The organism is Archangium sp. Cb G35 (genome assembly GCF_001896145.1).
GTDB classification, from domain to species: domain Bacteria; phylum Myxococcota; class Myxococcia; order Myxococcales; family Myxococcaceae; genus Archangium; species Archangium violaceum.
Genome location: NZ_MPOI01000017.1, coordinates 282,816 through 307,157, shown reverse-complemented (window position 1 = coordinate 307,157; position 24,342 = coordinate 282,816). Strand labels below are relative to the sequence as shown.

Sequence of the window (24,342 nt, the reverse complement as noted above, 5' to 3'; positions counted from 1 at the left end):
ACCCGACGCTCCCATTCCGGGACCGTGGGAAGAATCGCTTCCGGACAAGGGGAGTACGACCATGTTCAAGAGAGCGGCAGTGCTCGTGGTGGGCTGTGGCGCGTTGCTGGCTGGCTGCGGCGCCGGCGTACAGAACGAGAATCAGGAGATCATCTCCAACCTGCTCGAGGCGGGGATTCCGGCCGACGGCGTCACGGTTGTCGATGATGCCGTGTACGTGGGGCGCGACACCCAGGTGAGCCTCGAGGCGTCCCGGGAACTGCTCCAGCCCGGCCCGGGGAGCGCGGAGCACTACAGGAGTGGCAATATCGTCGGCACCGCCGTGACGAGGATCTGCATCAACCCCACCACCGCGTTCAACAGCTACAGCCAGCTCAGCATGGGACTCGATCAGGCGATCGCGAATTACAATGTCCTGGGGCTCCGCATCCACTTCGCGCGGGCACCGGCCACGGGCTGCACCGCGAACATCTCCCTGCAGACCATGACCGGCACCGCCCACTCCTCTGGGCTCCCCGCGAACGGCCTCCCCTACCACACCATCAAGATCGGCATTGGCCTGGCGAGCTACAACGGTGACGTGCTCGAGCACGTCATCACCCACACGCTCGGCCACACGATCGGTCTCCTCCACACGGATGCCTCCAATCCGGCCATCAGCTGTGGCCTCGGCGGTAGCGGATCCACGGACTACGTTGGTGTGGGCGGCATCCTCATTCCCGGGACGTCGCCCACGGCCACGACGGGGGGGTCGCTCATGAACACCTGCATCCCGCTCACGACGGACGGTGAGTTCACCAGCTCTGATCGCACTGCGTTGAATGCCTTGTACTGAGGGCGTCTGGCTTCGATGCATTCGTTCGCGTGAGGGTGGATGCAGGTTGATCAAACAGGTCAAACCCTGGCCTCCACCTTCACGCCTGACGCCCGGTTGTCAGCTCATCCAACATTCAGGAGCGTCCCCTGACCCGTTGCCGGCGTGAGCACGCCGGGAGCTACTCCACGACGAGGCGGAGGGGGCCCACGAAGTTGATGACGGGCTTGACGATGGGCGTCGCGGGCAGGGTGGCCGTCAGCGGCACGACCCGAGCCTCATAATTGTCGCTGAAACAATCCGTTGCGCCCGTGCCATACCGGGTGGACTTGATCTGGATGTTCGTGGTGGTGAACGTGTCGGGCAGGACCCGGAACGTATCGGCGGGATCGCCCGGCAACGTGAAGATGAGCCGGACCAGGCTGTGCGCGGAGAAATAGGCATTCCCCGTGCAATTGACGTCGTCGTAGAGGATGGACTCCTCTTCCGTCCGGAGCTCTCCGGTCAACGCATCCAGGATCCAGATGAACCCCCTGGAATCGAAATAGGGCACCTCGTCGTCCGCGATCAACCCCGGGCCGACCAGCGCGTTGTTCGCGTCCCGCCACACGGCGACGGGGCGCGAGATGCCGGCAGGGCCCTGCGGACCCGTGTCTCCCTTGGGCCCCGTGTCTCCCTTGGGTCCCTGCGGCCCCGTGTCTCCCTTGGGACCCTGCGGGCCCGTGTCTCCCTTGGGCCCCTGGGTCTCGGACGTGCAAGCCATGAGACCCCCCAACAGCATCGCGACGGCGAACATCCTGGTTTGACGCATCACGCCTCCTTGGCAATGAAGACAGCATCTGTACTCTGCATGGTGTCTTCGAGGTGGCAAGAATTGTGCTGGGATGTGGGGCCCACCCTCGTGCCCGCTACGCCTTGACAGCCATTGGCGAAATAAGGAAAACCCGTTTCGCGATTTCTGACTCGCGTCGTGAGCTTGGAAGGTGTCTGGGATTGCTACGCGCAGGGCAACGATTGCAACATCCAGTGCCTGCTGGCCATCGCGGCTAGCGGGCGCAGTCCCCCAGCTCGGCTCGCGTCTCGCGTAGCGTAGCACGAATACGCGCCCCACCTCGATCCGTGGCACAGGTGGCACGGGCTGGCCTGTGCCATGCGCGCTCCGGAGCTGTGCCACCTGCTCCGTGCCGCCGTGCATCCCCGCGAAATCGCTGCCGTGAGCTCCTGGCCTGGCGCTTGCTCATGTCGCTCGTGTCTCGGGAATGAACCCGAGGCAGGAGAGACCCTGATGAAGCCCATGATGCTCAAGCGGTATGGCCTGACCTTCTTCGCATCGCTCGCCCTGAGCGCGTGCGGCGCCCAGGACATCGAGCCTGGCGCGAGCGAGCCCGTCACCTCCACCCAGGAACAGACGCTGGAGGTTCCCGCCGACTGGGTCGGCCACCAGCTGGGCCTGAGCGCGCCACGCCTCCGCCCGTTGGAGAAGGTCACCCGCTTCGCCCAGCCCGAGCCTGGGGAGCTGCCCTCCATCCGGAAGATCGAGTCCCAGAGCGGGCTGGAGAAGCCGGGTGGCCAGATGCGCGCGATGGGCCCGGATGGAACGATCTACGAAGTGAGCGTGCCGGACGCCGATGCCGAGAAGGTGGGGGCCGCGATGCGGGAGCGAGGCCTCAGCGGCAGCAGCCTCCCCTCGGAGCAGCCGCGCAGTGAGAGCGGGTGGTCCAATGGCCTCGACAGCCGGGTGCGGTGGACCAACTCGGGCTCGGACTGGCCGCGGGACACCATTGGCGTCGTGTCGCCCAACGGCTCGAGCTGGTGCACGGGTACCTTGTTCGAGGGCCGGCTGGTGCTGACCGCGTTCCACTGCCTGTGGGACGGCTACGGCAACTGGGTGAATCCGCAGTTCCGCGCGGGACAGGACGGCACCACGCAGCCCTATGCCGCCGTCAACCACACGTGGAAGTACTGGGACCAGGGCTTCGTGGACAACGACTGCCACAAGTGGAAGACGACGGGCTACCGCCAGGTTTGCGAGCAGTATGACTGGGCGGTGCTGGTGCTCGCGACCACGCCCACCAGCTCGACGGGCGTCACCCCGGGTTACATGGGTGTCTTCTACAACTCCTCGGACAGCGGGCTGGCCGCGTACTCGACGTACCACTACGGCTACCCGGGCTGTGGCTCGGCCGGGGCTCCGGCGGGCTGCGTGGACAACTCCATGTGGGGCCAGAGCTTCACCTGCGACATCGGCTCGTTCTTCAACCCGGTGGGCGGCTGGAACCGGAACTTCTTCCACGGCTGCGACATGTCCGGTGGGCACAGCGGCGGCCCGCTCTACTCGTGGAGCCCGGGCTCGAACGGGCCCTACCTGCTGGCCGTCAACATCGCCGAGTCGTGCAAGGGCTCGGCCTGCAGCGGGACCACGCCGAACGTCGCGATCCGCATCGACAAGTGGCTGGGTGATCAGATGATGTACTGGCGCTCCATCTACTGAGCGTCACCGGAACCCCGGCAGGTGCCAGGGCCTCGCGGAGTGTCCTCACTCCGTGAGGGACGCGAACCAGTCCGTGTCATCGGTCCTGAAGGCCAGGCTGGGGTGCATCGTCTCCTCCGAGCCCCACGGGTTTGGGAGTGACGGCCGCGGCGGGTGGCCCGAACAGCGCATGGCGCAGCGCGAGCAGGTGGAACGCCAGATACCCAGACGAGACATGCTCCACGTCTGGTCCCAGTGCCCGGTGCAGCTCCGGCAGCGCATGGAATGCCACCGCGGGATAGGCGTGGTGCTCGGCGTGGTAGGACATGTTCCACATCAGGAAGCGAACGAGCGCGTTCGAGCGGGTGGTGCGCGTGCGCTGGAGCTGGCTGCCCTCCATGGGAAGGGCCGTGTGTTCCGTCATCACGAACAACCCCAGCAGCACATGCGCGATGGGCCACGCGAGCAGCACGTGGCCGAACCCGGGGACGAACTTGAATCCCCCGAAGAGCAGTGCGCACCAGAGCGCGATGACCAGCCAGCTCTCCCACTGGATGCGCCGCCGCTGGTTGGCCCGGATGAACGGAAACACCTTTTGCCACTGCGCCGGCGTGAACAGCACCGCCGACGCCAGGGTGAAAAGCGCCTTGCCCACCAACAGCGCCTGTCCCGACGCTCGTGCCAGGTAGTGCCCGAGGTTTCGAGGCCACCCCACGAGGAATCCTGGCGCGCCAGCGATCTCCGGATCCTGCTCCAGGGACTGCGTGAACCGGTGGTGTTGCCAGTGGAACTCACGGAAGAAGCTGGGGGCCTGCAACATCAGGAACGCGCTCAACCACACGAGCCCCTCGTTCAGCGGGCCCGAGCGGAACGCGGTGCGATGCCCCGTCTCGTGCAGCGAGGGGAAGAAGGTGACCAGGAACACACCGCAGAGGAGGACGGTGCCCATCCACGCGGGATGACCGCTGGCCGCCAGCCACGCGGTGGCCACCGCCGAGCCCAGGAACAATGGCACCTGGACCGCGACACGTGCCCACGCTGGCGCGTCGCGACGCGTCATCCACCGTTGCAACTCCTGCTTCGAGACACGCGCGCTCTCACCCTGTTCCGCTTCCATCTCCGTGACGCTAGTCCACTCAGAAGCCGTGCATCCACCACGACACCGCCCTCCACCACCACGGGCACCCTCAACTACAGCGCGAGCAACACCAACAGCGCCATGGTGAGCACTGGTAATTGGATGCACCGCGCGGCGGCAGGCGGTCACGGGCGGGCCGGTCGTCCTCGTCCGGGGCTTCTGGATCGGCGCCCGCGTCGAAGAGTTCTTTCGACATGGCTCACAGCTTCGCCAGCAGCTTCGCCTTCCATCTCCGTGACGCTCGCCCATTTTCATATGGGGAGTGATCCATCCTTCCTGGATTTCTTCAATTCAGGGAGAAGCGGATTTCATTCCCGAGGGGGAGAACCATGCGGACCCTGGTGACATGGCTGATGGCAGGACTCGTGCTCGCGTCATGTGTGCCACCCTCCGAAGGTGGCACGGCCGGGTCCGAGCCCGCCCTCCGCACGGTGCCAGGAGAGCTCGCCAACCCCTGCTCCGGGTCCTCCGACGCCACGCCGCCGCGGATCTCCATCAACTCGCCTGGCCCGGGCTCGGCCCTCAGCGGCACGGTCACCCTGACCGTCGACGCGACGGACGACGTGGGCGTCGTGAGGGTCAACTTCTACCTCGACGGCCGGCTGCTCCTCTCGGACAACACGCCTCCGTTCGAGTTGCTCTGGGACAGCGCCACCCACGGCAACGGTCCGGGGGTATTCACCGCCCAGGCCAGCGACGCCAACTGCAACTGGACGACGAGCGCTCCGGTGGACGTGACGATCGAGAACGCCGGAATCGCGGCGTACGACGCCGCGTGGGCGACGCCCGCCTGCGCGGCCGTGGGCACCCGGTGTGACTCGGCGGATCTCCTGGAGGGCAGGGGAGCCATCAGCCCCGAGCTCCACCAGCCCAACACCGTGGGCGGCTCCTGCGGGGATGGGACCATCGGAGTGGGGGGCCCCACGGCCGCGGTGCAGCGGCTCGTCGTCTTCCGGAGTGATGGCACCGCGTTGGCCGAGGGCAAGGAGGTGACGGTCCAGGCCACGGTCCAGGCCACTGCCTCCTACGCGTACCAGGCGCTGGACCTCTATGCCGCACCCGATGCGAGCAACCCCACCTGGACCTTTGTCGCCACCCTGTTTCCACCCAATGCGGTCGGAATCTGGACCCTCTCGACGAAGTACGTGCTCCCCGCCGGCGGGCAGCAGGCGCTCCGGGGCGTGTTCCGCGGGAACGGCCGTCAAACCGCTCCTTCTCCCTGCATCCCGAGCGATCATTTCACCAACCCCTCCACCGACCATGATGACCTCGTCTTCGCGGTGGGCCGGGAGACGGACGTCACGCCACCGGCCGTGGCCATCACCTCTCCGGCGGAGGGCGCCACGCTCGAGCGCGTCGTCAATGTGGGCGTGGCTGCGAGCGACGACTTCGGTGTGCAACGCGTGGAGCTGTACGACGGCGACACCCTGATCGCGACCAGCCCCTACGCTCCCTCCGTCTATTCGTTGAGCTGGGCGACCCGGACGGTGCCCAACGGGCTCCACACCCTCACCGCGCGGGCATACGACCTGGCTGGCAATGTCTCCACCTCGGCTCCGGTCACCGTATTGATCGACAATGACTACGTGGCGCCACAGGTGGCGCTCGTCACGCCTGGGGAAGGAGCGACCGTGAACCAGACGGTCACCCTCGCGGTCAGCGCCAGCGATGACCGGGGCGTGGTGCGCGTCGACTTCCATGTGGACGGCGTCCTGAGGGGCAGTGCGTCCTCGCCGCCCTACACCCTGAGCTGGAACACCCGCGGAGGGTCCAACGGGCCGCACACCTTGCGCGCGACGGCCTACGATGCGGGTGGCAACGCCTCGCCCCCGAGCACGGTGAACGTGCTCGTGGACAACGACCTCTCCGATCCACGGACCTCGCTCACCTCGCCCGCCAGCGGGGCGGCCGTGAGTGGCACCGTCTCCCTCGAGGCGAGTGCGAGTGATGACCGGGGAATCGAGTCGGTGTCGTTCTACGTGGACTACGAGCTCATCGGGACGGACACGACGCCTCCCTATGCCGTCTCCTGGGATTCGACGGGGAGCTCCAATGGGAGCCATGGCCTGGTCACCCTGGCTCGGGACGTGGGGGGCAACTTCACGTACAGCGCGACCGTCACCGTGGCGCTGAACAACCCGGGCAATGCGCGCTACGACACGGTGCTGATGGCTCCCCGCTGCGACTCCGTGGCGGCGAGCTGCGACACCCGGAATCTGGTCTGGTCACGAGGGCAGATGCTGCAGGGCGAGCCGAACACGCCCAACACGTTGGACGGATGTGCCGACGGCTCGAGTGGGAGGTACCACCAGGACGAGTCCCTCGATCGGCTCCGGGTGATCCGGGAGGATGGCACGCCCATGGCCGCCGGGAAGCGGGTCCGGATCGAGGCCGACGTCTGGGCCTACAGCACCTATAACGGCCTGCACCTGTACTACACGGCGGATGCGAGGTGGTCTCCCACGTGGACGTACCTCACCACGCTCCGGGCCACGAGCGCGGGTGCGCAGACGCTCTCGGCGGAGTACATCCTGCCCGCGGGTGGGCTGCAGGCCATTCGCGCGGTCTTCGGCAGCGGCGCGGGAAGCTCGGCCGGAACGTGCACGACGAGCACGAGCACGTACAACTTCATGGATCGCGACGACCTGGTCTTCCCGGTCGGCCCGCAGGAGACGGACACCGTCCCACCGGACGAGGTCGTGCTCACCGCTCCCGCTCCTGGCGCGACGGTGACCGGCACCCTCACGCTGACGGCCTCGGCGAGCGACAACCACGGCGTGGTGGCCGTGGACTTCTTCGATGGGGAGACCCTGATCGGGACGGCGACCTGGTCCCCGTTCAGCATGAGCTGGAACAGCCGGAATGGTCCGAACGGCGGCCGCACGCTGACGGCCCGGGCCCGTGACGCGGCCGGAAACGTGGGGAGCTCGCCGCCCGTGACGGTGACCGCCGCCAATGATCTGTCGGTCCCGGTGGTGACCCTCACCGCTCCCGCCTCGGGCTCCAGGTTGAGCAGGGTGGTGGAGTTCTCCGCGGAGGCCTCGGACCCGGAGGGCGTCACCCGCGTCGAGTTCTACGTCAACTCGCGGATGGTGGGCTCCGACACCTCGGCTCCCTTCTCCTGCCAGTGCGACACGATGCTCAGCTCGGCGGACAATGCCTCCCTGACCGCCCGGGCCTACGATGCGGCGGGCAACGTGGGAGTCTCGGCGCCGGTGGTGGCGTCCATCGTGTACGAGCTCGTGCCCCCCTCCGTCTCGCTCACCGCGCCCGTGGGCGGTGTGACGCTCGTCGGGGCGGTGACGATCACCGCCAACGCCTCCGACGGCTCCGGGGTGCGCAAGGTCGAGTTCTTCCTGGACGGTGCGCTGCTCGGGACCGACACCTCCGCGCCCTACAGCTACGCGTGGAACACCCTGACGGCGGCGAACGGTGGCCATGTCCTGAGTGCTCGCGCCACCGACCTCTACGGCAACATCGCCACCTCCACGGAGGTGGGTGTGACGGTGGACAACGCCGCTCCCTCCGTGGCCATCACCTCACCGGTCAGCGGAGCGGTCGTGGTGGATCGGATCACCCTTCGAGCGGACGCCACGGACAACCAGGGGGTCACCCGGGTGGACTTCTTCGTGGACGGGGTGTTGCTCGCGAGCGACACGACGGCCCCGTACAGCGTGGAGTGGGACAGTGGCTCGTGGTTCAACGCGAACCACACGCTGTTGGCCAAGGCCCATGACGTGGCCAACAACGTGACCTCGAGCGCCCAGGTGACGGTGAGCACGAACCAGCCCGGCGGCGCCGTGTTCGACCTCTACACCCTCCGCGTTCCCAGGTGCTCCACCCTGGGCAGCATCTGCGACACCACGGGCCACGCGAAGGGCCGGCACACCGGAGAGGTCTACGGGGGGCCGGGGACGATCAACTCGGCGTGCGCCGATGGCACGGGCTCCCTCGAGGCGCAGAAGATCAACCGGATCAAGCTGTCGAGCGTCGATGGAACGCCCTTCACGCAGGGCCAGCCAGTCCGGGTCGAGGTCCATGTCCTCGCCCTCGACACCGCCACGGATGCGCTGGACCTGTTCTTCGCGAGCGACGCCAACAACCCGTCGTGGATGTACCTGGCCACGCTGCTGCCGGGCGCGACGGGGGCCCAGGTGCTCTCGACGGAGTACGTGCTGCCCGTGGGCAGCTACCAGGCGGTGCGCGCTCAGTTCCGGGTCGGCGGCGGCAGCGGCTCGGCGTGCAGCACGGGCGCCCTGGACGACCATGACGATGTGACCTTCGCGGTGAACTCGGGCCCGGTGGTGACGCTCACCGCTCCCTCCTCCAACGCCCAGGTGCGGGGGGTGGTCCCGCTGACCGCGACGGCCACCGATGGCGAGGGCGTGGCGAGAGTCGAATTCTACGAGGGCTCGACGCTGCTCGGCACCGACACCAGCTACCCGTACGCCCTGAGCTGGGACAGCGCCACCGTGGCGGACGGAGCCCACGCGCTCACCGCCAGGGCCTACGACACCTTGGGCCTCGCCAGCACCTCCACGGCGGTGGTGGTGCTCACCGACAACACCGCGCCGACCGCGGCCCTCACGTCACCCGCACCGGGGGCGCTCCTGCGGGGGACGGTGCTGCTCGAGGCCGCCGCCAGCGACAATCAGCCGGTCTCCAAGGTCGAGTTCTACGACGGCTCGACGCGGATCGGCTCGGTCCTCACCGCTCCCTACGTGATGAGCTGGGCCACCACGGGAGTGAGCTCCGGTGCCCATACGCTCACGGTGAAGGCCCATGACAACGTTGGCAACGTGAGCACCTCCGCTGGCGTGACGGTGACGGTGGACAACACCGCGCCGACGACGGCCATCACCGCTCCAGTGTCCAACGCCCGGGTGGGAGGGACCGTCCAGGTCAGCGCCAGCGCCAGCGATACCGGAGGGGTGGCGCAGGTCGAGCTCTACGCGGACGGAGTGCTGCTCGGCACCGATACCAGCGCGCCCTACGCGGTGAGCTGGAACAGCGCCACCGTGGCGGATGGGGCCCACTCGCTCACGGCCAGGGCCTACGACATCGCGGGCAACGTCCGCACCTCCACGGCGGTTGTGGTGACCACCGACAACACCGCTCCCGACGCGGCGCTCACTTCACCCTCGCAGGCGATGTTCCTCAAGGCGGGCTCCATCGTGCTCGAGGCCACCGCCAGCGACACCGTGGGCGTGGTGAGGGTCGAGTTCCATGACGGTGCGGTGCTGCTCGGCACCGACACCAGTGCGCCCTATGCGATGAGCTGGAACACGGCGGCGGTGGGGGAGGGGAGCCATACGCTCACGGTGAAGGCCTATGACGGCGTCGGCAACGTGCGCACCTCCGCGGGAGTGACGGTGACGGTGGACCGCACGGCGCCAGCGACGGCCATCAGCGCTCCGGCGCAGAACGCCCTGGTGCGGGGCATCGTCCCCGTCAGTGCCACCGCCAGCGACTCGGGAGGGGTGGATCGGGTGGAGTTCTACGCGGGCGGGACGCTGCTCGGAACGGCCACCACCGCGCCGTACGTGGTGAGCTGGGACTCGACGGCCCTGGCCGATGGCGCCGTCACACTCACGACGCGGGCCTACGATCTGGCGGGCAACGTGACTCAATCCGCCTCCCGGACCGCATCGGTGGACAACACCGCGCCCTCGGTGGCCATCACCTCTCCGGCCAACGGGGCCACGCTCTTCTTGAGCGCCACCCTCCAGGCCAGTGCCAGTGACAACGCCGGCGTCACCCAGGTGGTGTTCTACGACGGCGGTACGGTGATCGGCACGGACACCACGGCACCCTACAGCCTGAGCTGGAACGTGCTGGGCGTGTCCAAGGGGACGCACACCCTGACGGCCAGGGCGTATGACGCGGCGGGCAACGTAACGACCTCTGCGCCCGTCTCCGTCAAGGTCCTCTGACACGGAGGCCTCCGCGCGCCAGTCCAGCGCACGCGGGGGCCTCCTGTGTCTCAACGCGCGTCGCGCTTGCGTCTCAGTCCAGCGACAGGTTCTCGGGGTTGGAGGCGCCCTTGTCCATGATGCCGGTGGGCCCGTCGTTGAGGACGCACTCCCCACTCACCTGCTCGGAGAAGCCGCAGCCTGACTTCGGATTGCCCCAGCGGCTGGTGGAGTTGAGCCACGACAGGCTTCCGCCATACGTGCCCGGCGACTGCCGGAAGAAGGGCACGGTGCTGTTCCAGGTGTACCAGGGGATGCCGCGTCCCGTGTCGTCCGCGAGGAAGTCCCCGTTGGGGAGGTTCTTGTAGATGTGCCGGGCCGCATCCGGGTAGAGGCCGTGCGAGCCCTGGGCCGCGTACACCTCCGCGTGGAAGCCCGCCGTCACGGCCACGTTCTTGTCGCCGTAGTTGAACGTCTGTCCCCCCGAGTGCTGGCTCAGGAACATCTGGGACGGCCGGCCATCCACGAAGCGCACCGTGAAGTGCTCCCAGTCGCCCACGTGGTTGCCGAAGGTGGAGTAGCCGCCCACGCAGCCCCACGGCGAGTACCAGCCGATGCAGACGCGCTTGCCGTTGTTGTATGGGTAGAAGGTCCAGTAGACGATGTCCGTGATGTTGGTCGGCTGGCCACCCTGGGTGCGGTTGACGATCTCCGCGTAGATGGGCACCGCGCCCGGCCGCTGACCATCGAGGAACTGGGGATCCGTGCAGGAGTCACACCCCAGGGCCTGGTTGGTCACCATGTACCCACCGGACTCGTGCACGTTGGGCAGGAAGAACTCGACCGAGGACGGGAAGTAGGACTCCTCGCCATGCATCCACACGAGCGGCGCGTACCAGGCGGCCGTCATGTCATCCACGGGCACGCCCTTCATCTCCGGGTTGGCGAGGGCGCTCTTGTTGAGGACCCAGTAGCGGTTGCCGCCGGTGTCCGAGTGGCTGGGCCGGGCGATGAAGGTGGACAGCGGCAGGCCGCGATGATCCCTCGGCTCCACCTGCCAGATGCCCACGTCGTGGTCCGCGCCCGAGCCCGCGTCATTCCACAGCCCGGAGGGGTTGGCCGGGAGCACGTACTCGCTGCGCACGCAGCGGATGAGGTCGGTCGAGGGCTTGTTGTAACCGAGCACCGTGACGGAGCCCAGGCAGGTGTAGCCCGCGGCGGGAACCGGCTCCCACATGGAGACGTCATGCGTGCCGCCCGAGCCCCAGTCGCTCCACACCCAGGCGTAGTCGACGGGCCGCGCCAGCACATCCCCCTCGCCAGAGGCCACGAAGCTCGTCCGGGGCGCCGAGCCATGGAAGGGCTGGGCCACGTCGCCCAGCGAGTAATAACCGGGGTACTGGGCGAGGTTGGCGCGCCAGACGGCCACGTCGTTGTCGGCCCCCGTGTCGTGATCGTCGTAGATCCAGTTGAACGCGGTGGCCCCCTGGACGTAGAGCCGCTGAGGGTAACGGATGACCGCCTTGTCCGAGCTCAGCGTGAACTCCCCGCTCTGACCGGCGGACCAGGTCGCCGCGACGAGCTTGTAGGTGCCCGGAGAGAGGACGGAGGTCAGACGCGAGGTGAGGTTGCTCCCGCTGTTATCGTCCTGGGCGAGGACGTTGCCGTTGGCATCCAGCAGGTAGAGGTACGTGTCGAGCGGAGCGGTGAGCTGGAACGTCACCGGGGTGGCCGGTCCGGTGTAGTCCACGATGAACTGCCGGTTTGCCGTGCTGGCCGGGTTCCTTCCGCCCGAGCCGTTCCAATGGCCATACAGGGTGTTGCCCTGCGGCGCGGAGGGCGACTCCACCACCACGCTCGAGGCCAGGTCATTGAAGTCGTCTCCCACCCAGCTCGTATCCGCGGTGAAGACCTTGGACCTGCCATTGAAGCCGCCATGCTCGTAGAGCGTGACGCTCCAGCCGCTCGGTACCTGGAGCGAGCTGACCGAGTCGTTGCCCACCGTGGTCAGTTGGCTCATGTCATAGCGGCCGGGCTGGAGTGACTGGACGCGGCCTCCGTAGCCCCCGTGCTCGAAGAGGCGCACCGTGGTGGCGAGCGCCTGGGCACTCGAGCCGAGCTCCTCCTCCAGGGAAAGTGCTTCTCCCGGGCCGCAACCCACGCTCGTCAGGAGCGAGGTGCCCAGGAGGGCTGCCCGCCAGTGACGGCTCCTCGAGGTCAGGGGAACGGATGCGGCGGGGCCGCGGGGAGGGTTCTTCTTCATGGTGGTACCTTCCTGCTTTCCTTGGATTAATGGTTATACTCCTGATTCGGGCTTCCCCTGAGCAGGCTTCGTGCCACATGGCCCCGGGGGCGCTGCCGAGGAGAACCCCTCCGGCGAAGGCCTCGGAGGCCACGGAGCGCTTGTCGGCGACCCGGAGCGTTTGCCGGCGACATGTCGCCATGGGATGGGCCAGGGGAGGGTGGTGCTACAGTCGAGAGCGATGTCCCGCTCCGAGCCCCGCGAGTCCCAGCCCCCCCCGCAGGTCGCCGAGGTATCCACGGCCATCGGCAACGAGCAGCGCTCCGTGGCATCCGCCGACCAGGTGGTGCAGGTGCTGACCATCCTCTCCCACCCCATGGCCACCCGGGCCGGAGAGCGGCTCCTGTTGGAGGGGCTCTCCTCAGGCCGGGAGGTGTCCCTGTCTCGCAACGGCCCGAACTTCACCCGGCCTGGAGAGACCTTCGGGCAGCCCCTGGCGGATCCCTTCGTGAGCAGGAATCCCCTCGTGTTTTCACCGGGCGAAGGAGGGCGGCTCCGGCTGCGCGTGGGCGAGGGTGGAACCCGGGTGGTGGTGGACGGGCAGCCCGTGACGAGCCGTGAGTTCACGCCGGAGGAGCTGGCGGCGGGCGTGCCGTTGGAGCTCTCGGGCCGGGTGGTGTTGCTGCTGCACCAGGACTCGGGCGGAGCGCGGGCACCCGGGGACTCGCTGGGCATGGTGGGCGAGAGCCCGGGCATCCGGCGCGTGCGCGAGCACATCCAACGCATCGCCGACCTCCAGGTCCCGGTGCTGGTCCGGGGAGAGACGGGGACGGGCAAGGAATTGGTGGCCCGGGCCATCCACCAGCACAGCCCGCGCAAGGGGCGCCCCTTCCTCAGCGTGAACCTGGGCTCCATCCCCAAGGAGCTGGCGGCCGCCGAGCTGTTCGGCGCGAAGAAGGGCGCCTATTCGGGCGCCACGCAGGACCGCGAGGGCTTCTTCCGGGCGGCGCAGGGGGGCACCTTGTTCCTCGACGAGGTGGGCGAGGCGCCCCCGGAGGTGCAGGTGATGCTGCTCCGGGTGCTGGAGACCGGCGAGCTGTACCCGGTGGGCGGGCACACCCCCCTCAAGACGGATGTCCGGCTGATCGCCGCGACGGATGCCAACCTGGAGGAGCACATCCGCGAGGGGCGCTTCAAGGCGCCGCTGCTGCACCGGCTGGCCGGTTATGAGATCCGGCTGCCGCCCCTGCGCGAGCGCCGCGAGGACCTCGGGATGTTGTTCCAGCACTTCGCCCGGGAGGAGCTGGAGGCCATTGGCGAGGCCCATCGCCTGACGCCCAGGGATCCCTATGCCGAGCCGTGGTTGCCGGCGCCGCTCGCGGTGCGCCTGCTGCGCTACGCCTGGCCCGGCAACATCCGGCAGTTGCGCAACATCACCCGGCAGTTGGTGATTGGGAGCCGGGGGCAGTCCGTCCTCCAACTGGACTCGCGGCTCGCCGAGGAGCTGGACGCCGCGGGGCCCGCCTCGAAGCCCGCACCCGCGCCCGCGCCCACGGCGGTGGCTCGCCGCAAGTCCACCGAGGTCACCGGCGAGGAGCTGCTCTTGGCGCTCCGGCAGCACGCCTGGGATCTCAAGATGGCGGCGGACACACTCGGGATTCCGCGCTCCTCCATCTACGATCTCATCGACAAGCACCCGAACATCCGCCGGGCGGGGACCCTGAGCGCGGAGGAGATCACCGCCTGCCATCGGGAGTGTGGCGGTGATCTGGACGCGATGGTCCAGCGCCTGGAGGTCTCCAAGAAGGCGCTCAGCCGGCGCCTCAAGGAACTGGGCCTGAGCGCCCGGAGCTCCTGAGTCGCGGCATACCGGCTGCAAGGGTTTGGCTCGTGGAGCCGAAAGGAGCAGCACCGTGGCGAAGCATCAACTGATCATCTCCAAAGACATCAACGGCAACTTCCCGGTCCGTTCCGAGGAAGGGCAGCTCAAGACCACCCGCACGCTGGTGGTCAACTGGAAGAGGACGTGGGAGCCAAGGGATCGAGCCGATCTGTTCCTGGTGGTGGCTCCAGGGGACGAGCTGGAAGTCGTGCTGGCAGAAGAGCAGCGCGAGGGCGGCAGCCTCTGGCTCTACAACCGGGTGAACCCCTTGCGCTCCTTGCTCGTGCCACTGCCGGAAGGCCCGCATCGTGATGGCGTGATGCGAGTGGACCTCCAGAAGGGGAGCGTGATCCTCACGGTGGATCCCGCGATTGCCAGGGACGCGGGAGAGTCCCGGTACGATCTGCGCATCAGTGCGTTGGGGGGCGTGCCAGCGCCCTTCGTCGGGCAGGGACAGGCCGGCACCCTGACGGCTTCCAAGCCCTGAGGGAGCCAGGCTGTCCCCGCGCACCGCCTCGCGGAAGGTCTACTGACCGCCCTCGGGGGTGATGAGGTTCAAGATGTTTCCGTCCGGATCCTTGAACCATGCGACCTTCACCCCGGACGAGACGTGGATGTCACCTTCCAGCCGCATGCCGGGCATGTCGTAGTGCTCGAAGGTGACGCCCCTGGACCGGAGCACCTTCACCACTTCCTCGATGTTGCCCACCGTCCAGGTGACCGCCGTGGCCTGGTTGGTGCCCGCGTAGTCCGAGCGGTAGACGTTCACGGTCGAGTTTCCGCTCCGGTACACGACCACCTCGCCGCCCTCTTCGTGGACGGGCTTCAACCCGAGCGTCTCCTCGTAGAACTTCCTCGCCCTGCGCAGATCCTTCACCGCGAGGTTGGCGACCGCGTCCAGCGCGGCGATCGGCTCGTATGTCTGTTCCATGATGTCCTCCCCGGACCCGTCATGATGGGCACGGGCAGCGCGACAGGGAGGTGTCCGTCGAGCGTGCGAGGTGTTGGCCGCTGGCCTGGTGCCAGCACGTGAGAATATTCCCACGAAGCATCCGGGGGCCGGGTGACGCCCGGAGGTGGAACGGGAGCACCCGCGGGCCGCACGAGGCGAGCCGCGGGGGCGAGTTACCGCACGTTCGTGGTGGGGTGCACCGGCACGTTGGCCAAGGGCTCACGTTGGTGAGGAAGCCGGTGGCCGGGGTGCGCTACTTGTACTGGAGCTGCAACTGAGCGCCGCGGCCGTTGAAGGGGTGGTCGGCGCCCTGCACCGACGTCCAGCCGCACTCGCCCCAGTTCCACAAATCCACCACCTGGTTGTCCGAGCTGTAGGTGGCCCCGCCCGAGCCGTAGTAGCCGACCGTCACGAACTCACCGGGCGCCACCGCGAAGGAAGTGCCCCGCAGGTCGACGTTGCCCAGTCCGGGCCTGACGAAGTCGCAGTTCATGGCCGCGGCATAGGACATGGAGGTGACGGCATCCCCGTGCCACAGCAGGCCGGAGGAGGTGGAGAAGGTCTGGTCGCCAGTGCTCACGCGCAGGGTGGCGGGGTCGATGCGGACCTTGGTGAAGAGGGTCCGCACGTCGGTGCCGCCGCCGTTGTTGTAGCCCGCGGTGTACTGGGAGAAATTGAGCGAGGGCCCCGTCGACGGCAGCGACAGGTACTCCGCGGGAGTGCCCGCCATGTTCTGGCACCACGCCGCCCAGGGCTTGGAGGCATCGCCGTTGACGTACAGCACGTACTCACCATCCGCCGCGGAGGGGAGGGCGGTCTTGATGTCCTGGCAGCTCGCCGGGGTGCTCTGCTTGTACTGAAGCTGCAACTGAGCGCCGCGGCCGTTGAAGGGGTGGTCGGCGCCCTGCACCGACGTCCAGCCGCACTCGCCCCAGTTCCACAAATCCACCACCTGGTTGTCCGAGCTGTAGGTGGCCCCGCCCGAGCCGTAGTAGCCGACCGTCACGAACTCACCGGGCGCCACCGCGAAGGAAGTGCCCCGCAGGTCGACGTTGCCCAGTCCGGGCCTGACGAAGTCGCAGTTCATGGCCGCGGCATAGGACATGGAGGTGACGGCATCCCCGTGCCACAGCAGGCCGGAGGAGGTGGAGAAGGTCTGGTCGCCAGTGCTCACGCGCAGGGTGGCGGGGTCGATGCGGACCTTGGTGAAGAGGGTCCGCACGTCGGTGCCGCCGCCGTTGTTGTAGCCCGCGGTGTACTGGGAGAAATTGAGCGAGGGCCCCGTCGACGGCAGCGACAGGTACTCCGCGGGAGTGCCCGCCATGTTCTGGCACCACGCCGCCCAGGGCTTGGACCTATCGCCACCGTGGAACAGCACGTACGCGCCATCCGCCGCGGCGGGGTTGGCGTTCTTGATGTCCTGGCAGCTCGCCGGGCCGGTCGTGAGCGCGGCCTGCGTCTGGCCCAACTCCGTGGGAGCCAGTGGGTCGAGCCCCTTGGCTTCAGGGCTGTTCGCCTCCTCCATTCCGCAGGCGGGGAGGACGGCGAGGCTGGCGGCGAACATCAGTTTCTTCCAACGAGGTGCGTGCATCATGAGGGTTCTCCGGGGTTCGAGGCGTATTCCGCGAACTCGGGGAGTCCTTGAGCACGCCTCGTGCCAACACTCCCAGGGGGGCTCTTCAGAGGAGGGCCCTCGCGGGGAAGGGTCTGGGAGGGGTAGGGCGGCTGTCGGCGACATGTCGCCGGCATTCGCGAAACGTCGCGGCCCCAGGAGTCGCTCACCGGGAGACCTCGGAACCTCTCCGGAGGCGGAACGAAATGAAGCACCCGCGGACCGCACGAGGCGGGCCGCGGGTGCGGGTGCGGCACGAGAGGCCTACACGGGAGGCCTACTGGATGGTGAAGGCCACCGTGCCGTTGCAGCTGCCGCTGGAGTAGCAACCGGCCTGGATCCGGTAGGTGCCGGTCTGGGTGGCCGTGAAGCCCACGAACGAGAGGTAACCGCAAGCGTCGTCATTCGCGGCCACGTGCGAGCCATCCGGGGCATACAGCCGCAGGTAGGTGTCACCCGAGCCGGACGCGCCGGCCACCGAGCACGTGCCGAAGGAGAGCGTCTGCCCGGCGGTGAGCGTCACGTCGTAGGGGGTGGTGTTCTGCGTCGCGCTGTTGGTGTTGGAGGCGCTGTAGTTGAAGCTGCCCGAGGTGGGCTGGGGAGGAGATGCGGGAGGAGGCGCGTACTGGAGCTGGAGCTGGGCGTCGCGGCCGTTGAAGGGATGGTCGGCGCCCTGCACCGACATAAAGCTGCAATCCCCCCGGCTCCACAGGTCCACCAACTGGTTGTTCGAGCTGTAGGTGGCCGCGCCGGAGGGGTAGGAGCCGACCAGCAAGAACTGGTTGGGAGTGGCCGCGAAGGGCGTGCCCCGCAGGTCGACGTTGCCTACTCCAGGGTTGCCGAAGTCGCAGTTCATGGCCGCGGCATAGGACATCGAGGTGACGGGATGATTGGCCGGGTGCGTGAGGTAGCCGGAGGAGGTGGAGAAGGTCTGGTCGCCGGTGCTCACGCGCAGGGTGGCGGGGTCGATGCGAACCTTGGAGAAGAGGGTGCGCACGGTGGTGCCGCCGCTGTTGTTGTAGCCCGCGGTGTACTGGGAGAAGTTGAGCGAGGGGCCCGTCGACGGCAGCGACAGGTACTCCGCGGGAGTGCCCGCCATGTTGTGGCACCAGGCCGCCCACGGCCTGGCCGCGTCGCCGTTGACGTACAGCACGTACTCACCATCCGCCGCGGCGGGAAGGGCGGTCTTGATGTCCTGGCAGCTCGCCGGGGTGCTCGGCCTGTACTGGAGCTGGAGCTGGGCGTCGCGGCCGTTGAAGGGATGGTCGGCGCCCTGCACCGACATAAAGCTGCAATCCCCCCGGCTCCAGAGGTCCACCACCTGGTTGTCGGAGCTGTAGGTGGCCGCGCCAGAGGGGTAGGAGCCGACCAGCAAGAACTGGTTGGGAGTGGCCGCGAAGGGCGTGCCCCGCAGGTCGACGTTGCCTACTCCAGGGTTGCCGAAGTCGCAGTTCATGGCCGCGGCATAGGACATCGAGGTGACGGGATGATTGGCCGGGTGCGTGAGGTAGCCGGAGGAGGTGGAGAAGGTCTGGTCGCCRGTGCTCACGCGCAGGGTGGCGGGGTCGATGCGAACCTTGGAGAAGAGGGTGCGCACGGTGGTGCCGCCGCTGTTGTTGTAGCCCGCGGTGTACTGGGAGAAGTTGAGCGAGGGGCCCGTCGACGGCAGCGACAGGTACTCCGCGGGGGTGCCCGCCATGCCGCGGCACCAGGCTGACCAGGGCTTGGACCTATCGCCACCGAGGAACAGCACGTACGCGCCATCCGCCGCGGCGGGGTTGGCGATCTTGATGTCCTGGCAGCTCGCCGGGCCGGTCGTGAGCGCGGCCCGCGCCTCGCCCAACTCCGTGGGGGCCAGTGGGTCGAGCCCCTTGGCTTCAGGGTTGTTGGCCTCCTCCATCCCACAGGCGGGGAGGACGGCGAGGCTGGCGGCGAACATCAGCTTCTTCCAACGAGGTGCGTGCATCATGGGGGTTCTCCGGGGTTCGGGATCTTCCGCGAACTCGGGGAGTCCTTGAGCACGTGTCGTGCCAGCACGCCCATGGGGGCTCTTCAAAGGAGGGCCCCCACGGGGAAGGGTCTGGGAGGGGGTGGAGCGGCTGCCTGCGACATGTCGCCGGCATTCGCGAAACGTCGCGGCCCCGGGAGTCAGGGCTCGCTGGACTGGAGGCGCTGGAGGGCGCTTCCCCATTCCCGTTGGAATCCCGGGTTGGTGGAGAGCGCGCTGGAGAGGTTCTCCCGAGCCTGTCCGCGCCACTTCTGCCGCAGTCCGGAGGGGGCGGAGGGGAGCGACGCCTGGAGCGCCAACAGACTGCCTCTCAGGAGCCGGGCGTCCGGCCATCCGGGTCGGACCGCGAGGAGCTGCTGGGCCAACGCCAGCCCTTGTTGGAGGGAGGGGCCTGGGTCCTGTCCGGCCTGCATCGAGCGGGTGGCCGAGCGGCGAAGGAAATGCCCGAAGCCGATGCGGAACTCCTGCCGCTCCGGAGCCAGCTCCAGCCCCTTCTGGAACGCCTGGAGCGCCTCCTCGGAGTCCTGGGGGCGCCCTCCGGGGGTGAGCGCCCGGGCCCCCAGCGCCTCACCCAGGTAGTACCAGGCTTCTGCATAGGACGGATTGAGCGCCAGGGCCTGCCGCAGCGCTGCCTCGGCCCGTGAGCTGCTGGGGCGGGGATCCTTCCCGTGCTCCAGCTCGAACGTGGACAGGATGGCGTGGACCATGCCGCGGTTGGCCATGGCTCCCGCGTTCTGGGGAAGCCACTGGAGCGCCTGCCGCAGGGCCTCGTCGGCCTCGCGCACGCTCGGGCCGGGATCTTCTCCCCGGGCGCGCTGGTACAGGGCTCGATGGGCGAGCACCTCGCTGAGGTTGATGTGCCCGAAGCCCCCCTTCGGCGCGAGGGCCACGGACTGCTCGCAAGCCGCCCGGGCCTGGTCCAGCGCGGGGAACGGATCCCCACCCTGGTCCCAGCGTGCCTGGGCCTGCTGGATCAGCGTCAGGCCCAGCCCGTTGTGGAGCTGGGGAATGCCGGGGCCGAGCTCGATTCCCTTGCGGTACATCTCCGCGGAGCGCTCCAGCGAGGGGCCGGGCTCGCCTCCCGAGCCGCGCAGCCGCTGGGCCACGAGCGCGTGCGCCAGCCCCGCGTAGAAATAGGGCACCACGTGACCGGGGTTGAGGCTCCGGGCCTTGTCCAGGGCCGCCACCGCCTCGGTGAGGTCCGCGTCCGGAGCCGGGGCCCGGGAATGGGTGGCGCGGGTGTAGTACCCGATGCCCAGGTTGATCCACCCCTCCGGCGTCTTCGCATCGCGCTGGATGGCGGCGAGATAGGACTCGATCGACTTGCCGTAGGCGGGCAGCGGATCCGCGCCGACCTGTTCCTCGTAATCGGCCCATGTCTTGTAGACCATGCCCAGGTTGAGGAGGAAATCCTGGTCCCGCTCCTCCGGGGCGATGCCCTCGAAGCTCTCGACGGCCGCGCGCAACTGCTCGCGTGGATCCAGCGAGTGGCTCTGGCGGGTGTAGCCCCAGATCCACCAGGCCTGTCCCAACTCCAGCCGGGCCTTCGAGCTCGAGGGGGCGAGCTCCAGCGCCTTGCGCGCGGCGGTCACGGCCTTCTCCGGCAACGTCTCGGAGTAATCGCCCAGGTTGCGTTGGTGCTCGGCGAGCCGCCGGTGGAGCTGGGACTCCAGTACGAGCGCGTCCGGATGCTCCGGCAGGGCCGTGAGCGCGCGGGAGACGGCCTGGAGCGCCTGGGTGTAGCGGGGCGTGACATCGCCCTTGCCGTAGAGCTCCAGCACGAGCGCGCCGTACTCCAGCGCTCCCTGGGCCGTGTGGATGGAGGCCACGCTCTCGCCGATCGCCGCCGCCTCGGCGTAGGCCTTGCGGCCCGCCTCGAAGTCCGCCAGCGCGCCCGGGTGCTCACCCTGGTTCCACTGCCGCATGGCGCGGGCCTGGAGGATGTCTCCGCGCAGCTTGGGCGCCTCATGGAACCAGGAGAGCCCGGTGCCGATGGCGTCCAACTGGGAGAGGGCCTCGTCCCACCGGTTCTCGTAGAAGGCGAGCAGCGCCGCCACGTACGCGGCGGAGGGAACCTCGGCGCCTTCACTCTGGCGGAGCCAGGCCAGCGCCGGCTCCCGGTAGCGGCTTTCGAGCTCTCGCTTGCGAGCCTCGCGCCGCTCGGGGTCGCGGAGGCGCTCGGCCTCCAGCAACTGCTCCTGGTATTGGTGCCCCGTCACCAGGGCGAGCGCGTAGGCCACCCGGGGCTCTCGGAAGCCGTGCTTCCAGGCGGCTTCGAGCGATTCGCGGGCCCGGGCCTCGTCCCCGAGCGCGAGGTGGCCGCGGCCCAGTGCGTAATGACCGGGCCCGAGGGCCTGCTCGCCCGCGTCCTGGATCTCCGCCTCGAGTGCCGCCATGCGCGCGCGGATGACGCTCCGGTCCGCGCGTGTGTCGTGCAGGTGGGAGAGGTCCGAGTAGCGCGCCAGCGCCTCGATGCGTTCCACGGATTCGGTGAACCGCCGGGCCAGGCGCTCGCGCACGGTGGCCTCCCGGCGGGCCAGCCCCGCTTGACCCAGGGCGAGGAGTACGAGCACGGCGGCCACCGTGGCCACGGACGCCACGAGCCGGTGCTTGCGCAGCTTCTTGCGCAGGCGGTACCAGGGCCTGTTGGAGCGGGCGCGTACCGGTTCGCCCGAGAGGAAACGGTCGAGCTCCTCGGCCAGTGCGCGTGCCGAGTCGTACCGGGCCGAGCGCTCCTTCTCCAGACACTTGAGGGTGATGGCCTCGAGGTCCACGGGGATGTCCGGATCCACCGAGCGCGGCGGGCGTGGCTCCAGGTGGAGGACGTTGTTGAGCACCTCCAGCCCGTTGCCGCCGGGAATGGGAGGGTGGCCCGTCAGCACACTGTAGAGGGTGGCGCCCAGGCTGTAGACGTCCGCGCGGCGATCCAGGTTGGAGATCTCCCCGCGGGCCTGCTCGGGAGACATGTACTGGGGCGTGCCCATCACCGCGCCGGTGACGGTGGCCCCATCGTTCCAGTCCCGCGCCAGCCCGAAGTCCATCACGTAGGGGCGCAGCGTCCCGTCCTCCGCGCGCTCCACCATGATGTTGGAGGGCTTGAGGTCGCGGTGGATGAGGCCCACGCGGTGCGCCTCGTGCACGCCCTCGGCGGCCTCCCGGAGCACCAGCACCTTCTGTTCCACGGACAGCTCGCGGGCGAGCGCGCTCAGCGTCCGCCCCTCGATGAACTGCATGGCGATGTAGACGCGTCCTTGGACCTCGCCCACCTCGTAGACCTTGCACACCCGCTCGTGGTTCACCCTCGCCTGGGCCCTGGCCTCGGAGAGGAAGCGCTGGACGAGCCCGGGCTCCTCGCCCCGGACGAACTTCAAGGCCACATGGCGGTTCAGCCGCGGATCATGCGCGAGGAAGACCCGCCCCATTCCGCCCTCGCCGAGGAAGCGCACGCACTGGTAACGCTCCCAACCGCTGACGGGGAAGGAGGGGACCTCGGGTGCGCTTGCGTCTCGAGCGGCGGCCACCTGGGGCGTGGCGGCCCGGACCTGCGCCATCATCGAGATGAGCGTCCCCTCGGACAAACGGCCCCGCTCGCGCAGCAGGGCCAGGGGACCGCGCTCCAGGCGCAGGGCCTCCTCGCGCAGGGCTTCCACCTCGTGCTCGGAAACCAGGCCCTCGGCCAGGGCCGCCCGCAACTCGACTTCGAAATCCGGATGCATGGGGGAAACGCTCCTCGGGGGGCCCCATCCTACCGGCTTCAGACGGCCGGGAGTGGAGACGGGCGGGCTCGGTGCCGTTCTTCCACCTTCGCCCTCGTTACCGAGGCGACCCCCGCCAACGCCAACGGGGAGGGCAGGCTACTTCCCATGCGGGAGCATCCCTGAGACAGGTGTGTCCTGCCAGGACCTCGCGCATGCGTCTCTTGCCCACGATGCAGGGCGTATCCTAGAAGGACTCCATGCCTCTCCATGCAATGAATCGAGTGTCTTTGATTTGCGGTGTAGCCATGTCTTTGATTCTGGGCTGCACTCCTCCCCAGGCGAAGACGGTGCTCAGGGTTCCGCTCTATCCCTACATTCCCGATGCGGCTGGCGATAAGTTCAACGCCATGCTCGCGCGAATCGAGACGGAGTTCGAGAAAGCGAACCCGGACGTCGATCTCGTGCTCAATCCCTCCTGCTTCAAGGATGATTTCTACGAGCCGGCGCAGATCGCCAGCTCCCTGAAGGGGGAGGGGGAGTGCGGCTACGATGTCATCGAGACGGATACGACGATATTGGGTGAGTTGGTCGCGGCGGGCGGGGTACGCCCATGGCCGCAGTTGCCGAAGAACATTGATTGGCATCCGTCGGGGATCGCGGCATCCACCCACGCGGAGCAGAACACTGTCTACGGCGTACCACGCTGGCTCTGTACACACTTCGTCATGTCGCGCGATGAGTCCGTGCGCCAGGCGCGTACAACGAGTGCTCTGGTCCAGGCCCTGGAAGACCGGAACACGGCCGTTCCCGATATGGCCTTCAACATGCTCGGGAGTTGGAACCTTCCCTCGCTCTATCTGGATGCCTGGGCGGACGCCAATGGCCTGGAAGGTGTCCGGTCCGCCGTGACCACCTCGAGCTACGATCCCGAGGTGCTCCAGTCCTTGCGAGCCTTTGCTGGTACCTGTGACTCCTCCGGAAGCAATCCCTGTGTCGACGGGACGTATGACCTCGAGGAGAACGCGGACCTGCCCGCCAGGCTGTTCGCCGAGAACAAGGCCGATGCCACCGCCGGCTACTCCGAGCGGTTGCATGCCATCATCAAGAGCCTCCCGGCGGGAGAAAGCCCTTCCGCCATCAAGATCTCCTCCGCTCCGCTGGCCGAGGGCAGCCGCACCATCCTGTTCACGGACTCCTTCTTCCTGGGAGTGCGCTGCACCGGCGAATGTGAGCAGGCGGCGCTCGCGTTCGTGCAGTACATGAGCCAGGCGAGCACCTACGAGTGGATCTTGATGAGCGAGGATGCACCGGAGGCCTCGCGCGTGCCCCGGTACCTCCTGCCCGCCGCGCTCGACGTCTACCAGTCGCCCAGGCTGCGCGCCGATCCGTTCTATCCCACCCTTGCCGAGGAGACCCGGAACGGAGGGCCCTTCCCCAACTCGGGCTTGTATGGCATCCGCAAGCAGATGCGCGACACCCTCCAGGAGGAGCTCTCCCGCCCGCGCTCAGCCGCTCCGTGAGCCCGGCCCTGGCCTCAGCGCGGCTCGAGGCCAGGAGGAGCACTCCTGTTCACACGTACCCTCCCTGAAAAAGGGGGTGGACGTGTCCCTGGAG

At 68.3% G+C, this 24,342-nt stretch carries 13 protein-coding genes; 6 read left to right on the top strand and 7 right to left on the bottom strand.

Features of this window, described 5'->3' with window-relative positions; genetic code table 11:
* Positions 1-61: 61 nt before the first annotated feature.
* Entirely contained in the window at positions 62-835 is a 774-nt protein-coding gene (locus tag BO221_RS43350; protein ID WP_073566789.1) for a M57 family metalloprotease, read from the top strand.
* A 160-nt stretch (positions 836-995) separates the two neighbouring features.
* On the opposite strand, the gene BO221_RS57490 is transcribed toward BO221_RS43350, so the two are convergent.
* The gene (locus tag BO221_RS57490) at positions 996-1,625 is read right to left on the bottom strand and encodes a collagen-like protein (protein WP_198956302.1); all 630 of its coding nucleotides are present in this window, start codon (positions 1,623-1,625) and stop codon (positions 996-998) included.
* A 474-nt stretch (positions 1,626-2,099) separates the two neighbouring features.
* On the opposite strand from BO221_RS57490, the gene BO221_RS43340 reads away from it, so the two are divergent.
* On the top strand, positions 2,100-3,305 hold the full coding sequence (locus BO221_RS43340) for a serine protease (RefSeq protein ID WP_073566787.1): 1,206 nt from the start codon (positions 2,100-2,102) through the stop codon (positions 3,303-3,305).
* A 76-nt stretch (positions 3,306-3,381) separates the two neighbouring features.
* On the opposite strand, the gene BO221_RS43335 is transcribed toward BO221_RS43340, so the two are convergent.
* Positions 3,382-4,344, bottom strand: a complete 963-nt coding sequence (locus BO221_RS43335; protein ID WP_158080018.1) for a fatty acid desaturase — start codon at positions 4,342-4,344, stop codon at positions 3,382-3,384.
* A gap of 407 nt (positions 4,345-4,751) precedes the next feature.
* Here BO221_RS43335 and BO221_RS43330 point away from each other — a divergent pair, with 407 nt between their 5' ends.
* A complete protein-coding gene (locus BO221_RS43330) occupies positions 4,752-10,355 on the top strand; it encodes an Ig-like domain-containing protein (RefSeq protein WP_073566785.1) in 5,604 nt (1,867 codons plus the stop codon).
* Between the two features lie 73 nt (positions 10,356-10,428).
* Here the strand turns inward: BO221_RS43330 and BO221_RS43325 are convergent, their stop codons facing one another.
* A complete protein-coding gene (locus BO221_RS43325; protein WP_233166517.1) occupies positions 10,429-12,597 on the bottom strand; it encodes a Vps62-related protein in 2,169 nt (722 codons plus the stop codon).
* Positions 12,598-12,817: 220 nt separating this feature from the next.
* Here BO221_RS43325 and BO221_RS43320 point away from each other — a divergent pair, with 220 nt between their 5' ends.
* Positions 12,818-14,434, top strand: coding sequence for a sigma 54-interacting transcriptional regulator (locus BO221_RS43320; protein ID WP_073566784.1), 1,617 nt, complete (start codon positions 12,818-12,820; stop codon positions 14,432-14,434).
* 55 nt (positions 14,435-14,489) lie between these two features.
* Positions 14,490-14,945, top strand: a complete 456-nt coding sequence (locus tag BO221_RS43315) for a hypothetical protein (protein ID WP_073566783.1) — start codon at positions 14,490-14,492, stop codon at positions 14,943-14,945.
* Between the two features lie 39 nt (positions 14,946-14,984).
* Here the strand turns inward: BO221_RS43315 and BO221_RS43310 are convergent, their stop codons facing one another.
* From BO221_RS43310 to BO221_RS43295, 4 genes are all read right to left on the bottom strand, one after another.
* The gene (locus BO221_RS43310) at positions 14,985-15,389 is read right to left on the bottom strand and encodes a VOC family protein (protein WP_073566782.1); all 405 of its coding nucleotides are present in this window, start codon (positions 15,387-15,389) and stop codon (positions 14,985-14,987) included.
* A gap of 274 nt (positions 15,390-15,663) precedes the next feature.
* A complete protein-coding gene (locus tag BO221_RS43305) occupies positions 15,664-17,004 on the bottom strand; it encodes a GON domain-containing protein (protein ID WP_073566781.1) in 1,341 nt (446 codons plus the stop codon).
* A 295-nt stretch (positions 17,005-17,299) separates the two neighbouring features.
* On the bottom strand, positions 17,300-18,991 hold the full coding sequence (locus BO221_RS43300) for a GON domain-containing protein (protein ID WP_073566780.1): 1,692 nt from the start codon (positions 18,989-18,991) through the stop codon (positions 17,300-17,302).
* 179 nt (positions 18,992-19,170) lie between these two features.
* Positions 19,171-22,746 (bottom strand): serine/threonine-protein kinase, encoded by a 3,576-nt coding sequence (locus BO221_RS43295; RefSeq protein WP_073566779.1) that lies wholly within the window; start codon positions 22,744-22,746, stop codon positions 19,171-19,173.
* A gap of 287 nt (positions 22,747-23,033) precedes the next feature.
* Between BO221_RS43295 and BO221_RS43290 the strand changes: the two genes are divergently transcribed.
* Positions 23,034-24,248: a hypothetical protein gene (locus BO221_RS43290; protein WP_198956301.1), complete on the top strand. Its 1,215-nt coding sequence runs from the start codon at positions 23,034-23,036 to the stop codon at positions 24,246-24,248.
* Positions 24,249-24,342: the final 94 nt, after the last annotated feature.

Bases quoted from the DNA above. Each gene is read 5' to 3' on its own strand.
- BO221_RS43310 (WP_073566782.1), bottom strand. From the start codon at position 15,389: ATGGAACAGACATACGAGCCGATCGCCGCGCTGGACGCGGTCGCCAAC.
- BO221_RS43335 (WP_158080018.1), bottom strand. From the start codon at position 4,344: ATGACGCGTCGCGACGCGCCAGCGTGGGCACGTGTCGCGGTCCAGGTG.
- BO221_RS43295 (WP_073566779.1), bottom strand. From the start codon at position 22,746: ATGCATCCGGATTTCGAAGTCGAGTTGCGGGCGGCCCTGGCCGAGGGC.
- BO221_RS43325 (WP_233166517.1), bottom strand. From the start codon at position 12,597: ATGAAGAAGAACCCTCCCCGCGGCCCCGCCGCATCCGTTCCCCTGACC.
- BO221_RS43320 (WP_073566784.1), top strand. From the start codon at position 12,818: ATGTCCCGCTCCGAGCCCCGCGAGTCCCAGCCCCCCCCGCAGGTCGCC.
- BO221_RS43305 (WP_073566781.1), bottom strand. From the start codon at position 17,004: ATGATGCACGCACCTCGTTGGAAGAAACTGATGTTCGCCGCCAGCCTC.
- BO221_RS43340 (WP_073566787.1), top strand. From the start codon at position 2,100: ATGAAGCCCATGATGCTCAAGCGGTATGGCCTGACCTTCTTCGCATCG.
- BO221_RS43330 (WP_073566785.1), top strand. From the start codon at position 4,752: ATGCGGACCCTGGTGACATGGCTGATGGCAGGACTCGTGCTCGCGTCA.
- BO221_RS57490 (WP_198956302.1), bottom strand. From the start codon at position 1,625: ATGCGTCAAACCAGGATGTTCGCCGTCGCGATGCTGTTGGGGGGTCTC.
- BO221_RS43290 (WP_198956301.1), top strand. From the start codon at position 23,034: ATGTCTTTGATTCTGGGCTGCACTCCTCCCCAGGCGAAGACGGTGCTC.
- BO221_RS43350 (WP_073566789.1), top strand. From the start codon at position 62: ATGTTCAAGAGAGCGGCAGTGCTCGTGGTGGGCTGTGGCGCGTTGCTG.